Here is an 8,903-nt window from a genome sequence, read left to right as displayed (position 1 = left end):
CTTCCGGACAGTTGAAATCCGGCCACCGCGAAGGCCGTTGCGGAGCCTGCGACCCGAAATCCGCTCGGAAAACTTCTGCTATTCGGCCAACCACGGGGCGTCGCCCGCCCTACGCTGATGAGTGACGCCGGTGGGGGCCGGTGTTGATTCAGGGGTCGAGACACGCCGGGTACGGCGTCCGGTCCCGGGTAGGTGCACAGAAGTCGCGGCGGCGGCCGCGGCGGCCCGTGGGCCACCCGGCCGGGCGTCGTACCCGTAGTCGTCCGTTCCCCGACCCTTGGGGGTTTTGTGGTTCGTATCCGGGTCCTGGTGGTCGACGACCACCGCATCTTCGCCGAATCTCTCGCAGCCGCGCTCGCGGCCGAGCCGGACGTGGACGTGTCCGCGGCCGGCAGCGGTCCCGCGGCCCAGCGCTGCCTGGAGCGCGCGGCCGCCGAAGGCCGCCGCTTCGACGTGCTGCTCGTCGACGCCGACCTCGGCGCGGCCGGCGCACCGGCGCCCCCGGCCGTGCCGGGAGCCGCGGGCCCGCCGGGAACACCCGGCCCGCCCGGTACGGCGGCCGGCGCGGGCATGGGCGCGGTCCTGCCCGTACCCGGCCAGCGGGCGCCGGGTGCCCCGTCCCCGCCGCCGGCGGACGGGATCGCGCTGGTCGCCGGGGTGCGCACCGCCCACCCCGGCGTCCGTACGGTGGTCCTCGCCGAGCGGGACGACCCCCGCCGCGCCGCCCTCGCCCTGCAGGCCGGGGCCTCCGGGTGGGTGGCGAAGGACTGCTCGCTGTCGCGGCTGCTCGCCGTGATCCGGGGGGTGCTGCGCGAGGAGACCCATCTGGCGCCCGCGCTGCTCACCGGGGTGCTGCGGGAGCTGACGGCCGCCCGCAAGCACCGCACCGACAGCGAGCGGCTCGTGGAGTCCCTCACCCCGCGCGAGCACGAGGTGCTGCGCTGCATGGTGGCGGGGCTGGGCCGCAAGGACGTGGCGGCGCGGCTGTTCCTGTCCCCGCACACCGTCCGCACCCACATGCAGAACGTGCTGGGCAAGCTCGGGGTGCACTCCACCCTGGCGGCCGTGGCCATGGCCCGGCGGGCCGGCGTACGGCCGGCGGAACTATCCGGGGATGTTGTCGAACGGAGCGGTCAACTGGCGTAGCAGGCCCGCGAGGTCGCCGCGCTGGGCCGTGGAGAGCTGGGCCAGGATCGCCCGTTCCTGGGCCAGCAGTCCCGCCAGGGACTGGTCGGCGCGGTCGCGCCCCTCGGGGGTCAGCCGCACCAGCACCCCGCGCCGGTCGCTGGGGTCCGGCAGCCGTTCGACGAGGCCCTTCTTGGCCAGCCGGTCGATGCGGTTGGTCATGGTGCCGGAGGTGACGAGCGTCTGGGTGAGCAGCTGTCCCGGGGAGAGCTGGTACGGGGCTCCGGCGCGCCTCAGCGAGGTCAGGACGTCGAACTCCCACGGCTCCAGGCCGTGCTCGGAGAAGGCCAGCCTGCGGGCACGGTCGAGGTGGCGCGCGAGCCGGCTCACGCGGCTGAGCACTTCGAGCGGTTCCACGTCGAGGTCAGGGCGCTCTCGCCGCCATGCCGCGACCAGTCGGTCGACCTCGTCCTCCATGCCGATCAGTGTACGGGGTCTGTCGACATGAAGTCTCTTCAGATCGAGAATCTTGACATCGAGATATATTCTCACCGAGCATGGGGCATGGAGGGGGCCGGAACAGCTTCCGCTTCCGACCGCCCCGCCAGCAGGGAGGCTCGAACATGCATTCCGATATCGCACCGGCCGTGCGCCCCCACGCCATGGACGGCTCCACCCCCTCCGCACCCGTCTGGGATCCCCACCAGTACCTCCGGCACGCGGGCCACCGGACCCGCCCCTTCCTCGACCTCCTGACCCGCATACCCGAGCTCCCCACCGACCCCGCCCGCATCGCCGACCTGGGCTGCGGCCCCGGCAACGTGACCGCCCTCCTCGCCGACCGCTGGCCCGAGGCGCGCATCACCGGCTTCGACCTCTCGCCGGAGATGCTCCGCCTGGCCGACGCCGAGTACGCCGGACCCACCCCCGGCGGCGGCCACCTCGACTTCCGCCCCGGCGACATCGCGACCTGGATGCCCGAGGAGACCTACGACCTGATCGTCTCCAACGCGGCCCTCCAGTGGGTGCCCAGCCACCCCGGCTCCTTCGCCGCCTGGATCAACGGCCTGCGGCCCGGCGGAACCTTCGCCTTCCAGATCCCCGGCAACTTCACCGCCCCCAGCCACCGGCTCCTCGCGGAACTCTGCGACACCCCCCGCTGGCGCGAGCGCCTCGCCGGACACGGAGCCCGCTACATCCACATCCTCGAACCCGCCGAATACCTCGCCCGGTTCACCGAACTCGGCTGCGCCGTCGACGTGTGGGAAACCACCTACTACCAGATGCTCCAGGGCCCCGACCCCGTCCTGGACTGGGTCAAGGGAACCGCCCTGCGCCCCGTGCTCACCGCCCTCGGCGACGACCGCGACTCCGCCGAACGGTTCCTCGCCGAATACCGCGAAGCCCTGCGCCTCGCCTACCCCACCGGCCCCAGGGGCACCGTCTTCCCCTTCCGCCGGATCTTCGCCATCGCCCGCAAGGAGGCATGACCGTGCTCAGCGCCGTCGACCACGTCCAGCTCGCCGCACCGCCCGGCTCGGAGGACAAGCTCCGTGCCTACTACCAAGGCGTCCTGGGCATGACCGAGATCTCCAAACCCCCCGTCCTCGCCGCGCGCGGGGGCTGCTGGTTCGCCGCGGGCGCGGTACAGCTGCACCTGGGAGTGGAGGAGGACTTCCGGCCCGCCCGCAAGGCACACCCCGGACTGCGCGTGACCGGTATCGAGGAGTACGCCGGCAGACTCCGCGAACGCGGAGCGGACGTCGTCTGGGACGACAACCTGCCGGGCCACCGGCGCTTCTACTCGCACGACCCCGTCGGCAACCGGCTGGAGTTCCTGGAACCCCTCCCCGGCGACTGAGCACGGCCCCGCCCCCGCCGGCAGCACCGCACACGACGGCGCCCCGCCACCGGAGGACCCGGTGGCGGGGCGCCGCCCCACCCGCACCCAGGGGGCGCCCGGCGGATCACGGCCGGGCACCCCCGAGCGGGCTCAGCTCTTGCGGTGGCCCACCAGCCGCGGCCGGGCCTCCAGGTTCTCCAGCCCGTGCCAGGCCAGGTTCACCAGGTGAGCCGCCACCTCCGCCTTCTTCGGCCGGCGCGTCTCCAGCCACCACTGCCCCGTCAGCGCCACCATCCCCACCAGCGCCTGCGCGTACAGCGGCGCCAGCTTCGGGTCGAAACCCCGCGCCTTGAACTCCAGGCCCAGGATGTCCTCCACCTGCGTGGCGATGTCACTGATCAGCGAGGCGAACGTGCCCGTCGACTGCGCCACGGGAGAGTCCCGCACCAGGATCCGGAAGCCGTCCGTGTAGTTCTCGATGTAGTCCAGCAGGGCGAACGCCGCCTGCTCCAGCAGCTCCCGCGGGTGCCCGGCCGTCAGCGCACCCGTCACCCCGTCCAGCAGCTGGCGCATCTCACGGTCCACGACGACCGCGTACAGGCCCTCCTTGCCGCCGAAGTGCTCGTACACCACCGGCTTCGACACCCCGGCCTTGGCCGCGATCTCCTCCACCGACGTGCCCTCGAACCCCTTCTCGGCGAACAGGGTGCGGCCGATGTCCAGCAGTTGCTGGCGCCGCTCGGCGCCCGTCATCCGGACCCGGCGTCCTCGCCTGGGCTTGTCGCTGCTGGTACTGCTGCCGTCGATCGCCACGTCCCCCATCATGCCGCGTTCGAGCTCTTGTCCCTGCGCCGGGCGTCGATCCTCGCCCCCGACGGCCAGCGCACGTCCGTGGCCCAGCCCGCCAGCTCGAACCAGCGGATCAGCCGCGCACTCGAATCGACCTGACCGCGCAGCACACCGTGCCGCGCCGACGTCGGATCCGCGTGGTGCAGGTTGTGCCAGGACTCCCCGCACGACAGCACCGCCAGCCACCACACGTTCCCGCTGCGGTCCCGCGAACGGAACGGCCGCTTGCCCACCGCATGACAGATCGAATTGATCGACCACGTCACGTGGTGCAGCAGCGCCACCCGCACCAGCGAACCCCAGAAGAACGCCGTGAACGCCCCCCACCAGGACATCGTCACCAGGCCCCCCACCAGCGGCGGGATCGCCAGCGACACCGCCGTCCAGTAGATGAAGTCACGGCTGATCCGCCGGATCGCCGGATCCCTGATCAGATCCGGCGCGTACTTCTGCTGGTCCGTCTGCTCCTCGTCGAACAGCCAGCCGATGTGCGCCCACCACAGGCCCTTCATCAGCGCCGGCACCGTCTCCCCGAACCGCCAGGGCGAATGCGGGTCACCCTCGTGATCGGAGTACTTGTGGTGCTTGCGGTGGTCCGCCACCCAGCGCACCAGCGGACCCTCCACCGCCAGGGACCCCATCACCGCCAGCGCGATCCTGAGCGGCCGCTTCGCCTTGAAGGAACCGTGCGTGAAGTAACGGTGGTAACCGACGGTGATCCCGTGGCACGCCAGGAAGTACATGAACACCATCAGGCCGAGGTCCAGCCAGCTCACCCCCCGGCCCCAGGCCAGCGGCACCGCCGCCAGCAGCGCCAGGAAGGGCACGGTGATGAACAGCAGCAGCGCCACCTGCTCCACGGAACGCTTCTGCTCACCGCCGCGCGTCGCGGACGGCGCTGAACCACCGGAAGACGCGGCAGCGCCCTCCATCAGATCGGGACTGAGGGTCATCAAGGATCCCCTGGGGGGTGAGAAGCCGGCAGGGCCCAGGTCACGGCCCCAGAGCTACGGAACCGTAACCTACGGCAACGTAAGTATGGCAAAACCCACCCGCCCGGCAAGAGGCGCGACGTCCGCATCACCCCCGCACCACCCCCCGGCGCACCCGCACCACGCCGCCCCGCCAGCACACCGGCACGCTCTGCCAGGGCACAGGGACGCGCCGCCTATCCTGGTGTCGTCGGACAGCGCGGTCCGCACGGGCAGCCCGGGCTGCGCACCACCATCGGCACCGCCGGACGCGCACCCCCGGGAGCCCACAGCCCAGTAGCGCTCGAACACTGCAAGGAGCCGCACCTGTGAGCAGTGCTGACCAGGCCGCCCAGGCCCCCGTCACCCAGCCCGCCGACCCGTCCGACCGCACGCACGCCGCGCAGACGGCCAACGCGGAACTGCGCGCGGACATCCGCCGCCTCGGCGACCTCCTCGGCGAGACCCTCGTCCGCCAGGAGGGCCAGGACCTCCTCGACCTCGTCGAACGCGTCCGCGCACTGACCCGCACCGACGGCGAGGCCGCCGCCGCCCTGCTCGGCGACACCGACCTGGAGACCGCCGCCAAGCTCGTGCGCGCCTTCTCCACCTACTTCCACCTCGCCAACATCACCGAGCAGGTCCACCGCGGCAAGGAACTGCGCGCCCACCGCGCGGCCGAGGGCGGGCTCCTCGCCCGCACCGCCGACATGCTCAAGGACGCCGACCCCGAGCACCTGCGCGAGACGGTCAAGAACCTCAACGTCCGCCCCGTCTTCACCGCCCACCCCACCGAGGCCGCCCGCCGCAGCGTCCTCAACAAGCTCCGCCGCATCGCCGCTCTCCTCGAGGAGCCCGTCACCGGAGCAGGCGACCGCCGCCGCCACGACCTGCGCCTCGCCGAGAACATCGACCTCGTCTGGCAGACCGACGAACTGCGCGTCGTCCGCCCCGAACCCACCGACGAGGCCCGCAACGCCATCTACTACCTCGACGAGCTCCACGCCGACGCCGTCGGCGACGTCCTGGAAGACCTCGCCGCCGAACTCCAGCGCGTCGGCATCGAACTCCCCGCCGGCACCCGCCCGCTCACCTTCGGCACCTGGATCGGCGGCGACCGCGACGGCAACCCCAACGTCACCCCCGAGGTCACCCGAGACGTGCTGATCCTCCAGCACGAACACGGCATCACCGACGCCCTCGAACTCATCGACTTCCTGCGCGGACTGCTCTCCAACTCCATCCGCTACACCGGCGCCACCGAGGAACTCCTCACCTCCCTCCAGGCCGACCTGGAACGCCTCCCGGAGATCAGCCCCCGATACAAGCGCCTCAACGCCGAAGAGCCCTACCGGCTCAAGGCCACCTGCATCCGCCAGAAGCTCCTCAACACCCGCGAACGCCTCGCCAAGGGCACCCCGCACGAGGAAGGCCGCGACTACCTCGGCACCGCCGAGCTCCTCACCGACCTCACCCTCATCCAGACCTCCCTGCGCGAGCACCGCGGCGCCCTCTTCGCCGACGGCCGCATGGACCGCACCATCCGCACCCTGGCCGCCTTCGGCCTCCAGCTCGCCACCATGGACGTCCGCGAGCACGCCGACGCCCACCACCACGCCTGTCGCCAGCTCTTCGACCGCCTCGGCGAGGAGTCCTGGCGCTACGCCGACATGCCCCGCGACTACCGGCAGAAGCTCCTCGCCAAGGAACTCCGCTCCCGCCGCCCCCTCGCACCCACCCCGGCCCCCCTCGACGCCGCCGGACAGAAGACCCTCGGCGTCTTCTCCGCCATCAAGGACGCCTTCGAGAAGTTCGGCCCCGAGGTCATCGAGTCCTACATCATCTCGATGTGCCAGGGCGCCGACGACGTCTTCGCCGCCGCCGTCCTCGCCCGCGAAGCCGGCCTCGTCGACCTCCACGCCGGCTGGGCCAAGATCGGCATCGTGCCCCTCCTGGAGACCACCGACGAGCTGCGCGCCGCCGACGTCATCCTCGACGAGATGCTCGCCGACCCCTCCTACCGGCGCCTCGTCTCCCTGCGCGGCGACGTCCAGGAGGTCATGCTCGGCTACTCCGACTCCAGCAAGTTCGGCGGCATCACCACCAGCCAGTGGGAGATCCACCGCGCCCAGCGCCGCCTGCGCGACGTCGCCCACCGCCACGGCGTACGCCTGCGCCTCTTCCACGGCCGCGGCGGCACCGTCGGCCGCGGCGGCGGCCCCTCCCACGACGCGATCCTCGCCCAGCCCTGGGGCACCCTCGAAGGCGAGATCAAGGTCACCGAGCAGGGCGAGGTCATCTCCGACAAGTACCTCGTCCCGTCGCTGGCCCGCGAGAACCTGGAGCTGACCGTCGCGGCCACCCTCCAGGCCTCCGCCCTGCACACCGCGCCCCGCCAGTCCCCGGACGCCCTCACCCGCTGGGACGCGGCCATGGACATCGTCTCCGACGCCGCCCACGCCGCCTACCGCGAGCTCGTCGAGGACCCCGACCTGCCCGCGTACTTCTTCGCCTCCACCCCCGTCGACCAGCTCGCCGACCTCCACCTCGGCTCCCGCCCCTCCCGGCGGCCCGACTCCGGCGCCGGCCTCGACGGACTGCGCGCCATCCCGTGGGTCTTCGGCTGGACCCAGTCCCGCCAGATCGTCCCCGGCTGGTACGGCGTCGGCTCCGGCCTCAAGGCCCTGCGCGAGTCCGGCCAGGACGACGCCCTCGGCGAGATGGGCCAGAAGTGGCACTTCTTCCGCAACTTCCTCTCCAACGTCGAGATGACCCTCGCCAAGACGGACCTGCGCATCGCCCGCCACTACGTCGACACCCTCGTCCCCGACCGCCTCAAGCACGTCTTCGCCCGCATCGAGGCCGAACACGAGCTGACCGTCCGCGAGGTCCTGCGCATCACCGGCGGCGAGAAGCTCCTCGACTCCCAGCCCGTCCTCCAGCAGACCTTCGCCGTCCGCGACGCCTACCTGGACCCCATCTCCTACCTCCAGGTCTCCCTGCTGGCCCGCCAGCGCGCCGCCGCCGCCCGCGGCGAAACCCCCGACCCGCTCCTGGCCCGCGCCCTGCTGCTCACCGTCAACGGCGTCGCCGCCGGCCTGCGCAACACCGGCTGAACCGGCCCCGTACACGAGGAAGCCCCCGCCGGACGGCGGGGGCTTCCCCCTGTCTGCACCCCTGTGTGATCAGGAGTTGTACGCGGACTGCGCCCGCTCCAGACCCTCCTGGACCAGGCACTCCACCGCGTCCGCCGACCGGTCCACGAACCAGTCCAGCTCCTTGCGCTCCGTCGAGGAGAAGTCCTTCAGCACGAAGTCCGCCACCTGCATCCGCCCCGGCGGCCGGCCGATCCCGCACCGCACCCGGTGGTAGTCCGCACCCATCGCCTTCGTCATCGACTTCAGCCCGTTGTGGCCGTTGTCCCCGCCGCCCAGCTTCAGCCTCAGCGTCGCGTAGTCGATGTCCAGTTCGTCGTGGACCGCCACGATCCGCTCCACCGGCACCTTGTAGAAGTCCCGCAGCGCCGTCACCGGACCGCCCGACAGGTTCATGAACGACATCGGCTTCGCGATCACCACACGCCGGTTCAGCGGCCCGGGCGGACCCATCCGCCCCTCGACCACCTGCGCCCGCGCCTTGTGCGCCTTGAACTTGCCGCCGATCCGCTCGGCCAGCAGATCGGCCACCATGAAGCCGATGTTGTGCCGGTTGCCGGCGTACTCCGCTCCCGGGTTACCGAGACCGACGATCAGCCACGGCGCCGTGTCGTCCGACATCAAAAGCTCCTCAATCCCGTGAACGAGAACGACCGCCGTCCCGCTCCAGTGGAGCCGGACGGCGGTCGGTCAGCAACTGCTGAGGGGGAAGGGCGAGGCTCAGGCCTCGGTGCCCTCGGCCGCCTCGGCGGCCGGCTCCTCGGCCTGCGGGGCGACGACCTGCAGGACGGCGGTCTCACCGTCGACGGCCAGCGAGGTGCCGGCCGGCAGGACCAGGTCGGAGGCGTGCACCGTGGCACCGGCCTCCAGGCCCGCGACGGAGACGGTGATCTCGGTCGGGATGTGGGTGGCCTCGGCCTCGACGGCGACGGTGGCCAGGAGCTGTCTCTTATACACATC

The 8,903-nt window shown here is 71.8% G+C and carries 8 protein-coding genes and 1 pseudogene; 4 read left to right on the top strand and 5 right to left on the bottom strand.

Annotated features, from left to right (window positions below; genetic code table 11):
- Positions 1-288: 288 nt before the first annotated feature.
- Positions 289-1,146: a response regulator transcription factor gene (locus VR44_RS29065; protein WP_045950587.1), complete on the top strand. Its 858-nt coding sequence runs from the start codon at positions 289-291 to the stop codon at positions 1,144-1,146.
- On the opposite strand, the gene VR44_RS29060 is transcribed toward VR44_RS29065, so the two are convergent.
- A complete protein-coding gene (locus VR44_RS29060) occupies positions 1,105-1,602 on the bottom strand; it encodes a MarR family winged helix-turn-helix transcriptional regulator (RefSeq protein WP_030231940.1) in 498 nt (165 codons plus the stop codon). The two genes, VR44_RS29065 and VR44_RS29060, sit on opposite strands and share 42 nt — an antisense overlap.
- A 146-nt stretch (positions 1,603-1,748) precedes the next feature.
- Between VR44_RS29060 and VR44_RS29055 the strand changes: the two genes are divergently transcribed.
- Together VR44_RS29055 and VR44_RS29050 are read left to right on the top strand one after the other, a co-directional pair.
- Positions 1,749-2,615, top strand: a complete 867-nt coding sequence (locus VR44_RS29055; protein WP_094191987.1) for a trans-aconitate 2-methyltransferase — start codon at positions 1,749-1,751, stop codon at positions 2,613-2,615.
- The gene (locus VR44_RS29050) at positions 2,612-2,986 is read left to right on the top strand and encodes a VOC family protein (RefSeq protein WP_384755823.1); all 375 of its coding nucleotides are present in this window, start codon (positions 2,612-2,614) and stop codon (positions 2,984-2,986) included. Before VR44_RS29055 ends, VR44_RS29050 begins: the two co-directional genes overlap by 4 nt.
- Before the next feature lie 132 nt (positions 2,987-3,118).
- On the opposite strand, the gene VR44_RS29045 is transcribed toward VR44_RS29050, so the two are convergent.
- Together VR44_RS29045 and VR44_RS29040 are read right to left on the bottom strand one after the other, a co-directional pair.
- Positions 3,119-3,793, bottom strand: coding sequence for a TetR/AcrR family transcriptional regulator (locus VR44_RS29045; RefSeq protein ID WP_094191986.1), 675 nt, complete (start codon positions 3,791-3,793; stop codon positions 3,119-3,121).
- Positions 3,790-4,770, bottom strand: coding sequence for an acyl-CoA desaturase (locus VR44_RS29040; protein WP_094191985.1), 981 nt, complete (start codon positions 4,768-4,770; stop codon positions 3,790-3,792). Before VR44_RS29040 ends, VR44_RS29045 begins: the two co-directional genes overlap by 4 nt.
- Positions 4,771-5,210: 440 nt before the next feature.
- On the opposite strand from VR44_RS29040, the gene ppc reads away from it, so the two are divergent.
- On the top strand, positions 5,211-7,904 hold the full coding sequence (gene ppc, locus VR44_RS29035) for a phosphoenolpyruvate carboxylase (RefSeq protein ID WP_045950588.1): 2,694 nt from the start codon (positions 5,211-5,213) through the stop codon (positions 7,902-7,904).
- 69 nt (positions 7,905-7,973) lie between these two features.
- Here ppc and pth read toward each other — a convergent pair whose 3' ends face one another.
- Together pth and VR44_RS29025 are read right to left on the bottom strand one after the other, a co-directional pair.
- A complete protein-coding gene (pth, locus tag VR44_RS29030) occupies positions 7,974-8,564 on the bottom strand; it encodes an aminoacyl-tRNA hydrolase (protein WP_045950586.1) in 591 nt (196 codons plus the stop codon).
- Between the two features lie 99 nt (positions 8,565-8,663).
- Positions 8,664-8,903 (bottom strand): annotated as a pseudogene (locus tag VR44_RS29025) (50S ribosomal protein L25/general stress protein Ctc); the annotation flags it as partial.

The organism is Streptomyces katrae (assembly GCF_000966975.1).
Taxonomy (GTDB): domain Bacteria; phylum Actinomycetota; class Actinomycetes; order Streptomycetales; family Streptomycetaceae; genus Streptomyces; species Streptomyces katrae.
This window is presented reverse-complemented; position numbering and strand designations above follow the sequence as displayed.